This is a genomic window from Vibrio sp. 378 (assembly GCF_033339435.1).
This window is the reverse complement of sequence record NZ_JAWOUO010000194.1, coordinates 1-991: the sequence shown is the minus strand read 5'-3', so window position 1 is coordinate 991 and position 991 is coordinate 1. Positions and strand designations below refer to the sequence as shown.

Below are 991 nucleotides of genomic sequence, written 5' to 3'. Positions count from 1 at the left end.
TCACCGTGGCAAGACGGGTTTGCCGCGCGCAAGCTGTTTGCACAGCGTGTACCGCAAAGTTTTGTCGATAGGATGGAAAAAGGCAATCCTAAAGACCCTCTTTTGCGTCAGGTTTTACCCTTGAGTGACGAGTTTGAAGTTCATGCAGGCTATTCCAATGATCCTCTTGACGAACAGGACAATGCGATCCCGGGATTGCTGCATAAATACAAAAACCGAGTGCTGATGATCGTCAAAGGCGGCTGTGCGGTGAATTGCCGTTATTGCTTCCGTCGTCACTTCCCATATCAAGAGAACAAGAGCGGCAAACAAGCTTGGAGCCAGTGCATCGAATACATGGCGGAAAAACCAGAGCTCAATGAGGTGATTTTCTCTGGCGGTGATCCATTAATGGCAAAAGACGATGAGATTCATTGGCTGCTGGAACACATTGCTAAGATTCCGCACATCAAACGTCTGCGCATTCACAGCCGTTTGCCTGTAGTGATCCCAGCTCGAATCACAGATGAGCTGTGTCAGTTGCTAAAAGCGTCACGCTTGCAAATTATCCTTGTTACGCACATCAACCATGCTAATGAGATTAACGATGAGCTGCGCCAGGCAATGAAAAAACTAAAAGAAGCCAATGTCACCCTGCTAAACCAGGGAGTTTTACTAAGAGGCGTTAATGATTCCGTTGATGCCCTGAGCCAGCTCAGCGAGGCCCTGTTCGATGCTGGGATCCTGCCGTATTACTTGCACGTGCTAGACAAAGTCCAGGGAGCGGCTCACTTTATGGTCGATGACGAACGAGCCCGACAACTAATGGCAGGCTTATTAGAAAACGTCTCTGGCTACCTGATCCCGACCCTCACCCGTGAAATCGGCGGCCGAAAAAGCAAAACGCCGCTCGACCTACACCTTGCATAACCATCTATAACTCCTACAAATCATGAGATTTTGTGTCGGTCGAGGCACAAAATCTTACGATTTCTCTCTAATTTTTTGTTTA

1 protein-coding gene is annotated in these 991 nt (G+C 48.1%); it reads left to right on the top strand.

Going from position 1 to position 991, the window contains the following annotated elements; all coding sequences use genetic code 11:
* A partial coding sequence (epmB, locus tag R7Q48_RS25100) for an EF-P beta-lysylation protein EpmB (RefSeq protein ID WP_318132844.1) occupies positions 1-909 on the top strand: 909 nt, incomplete at its 5' end.
* Positions 910-991 lie beyond the last annotated feature (82 nt).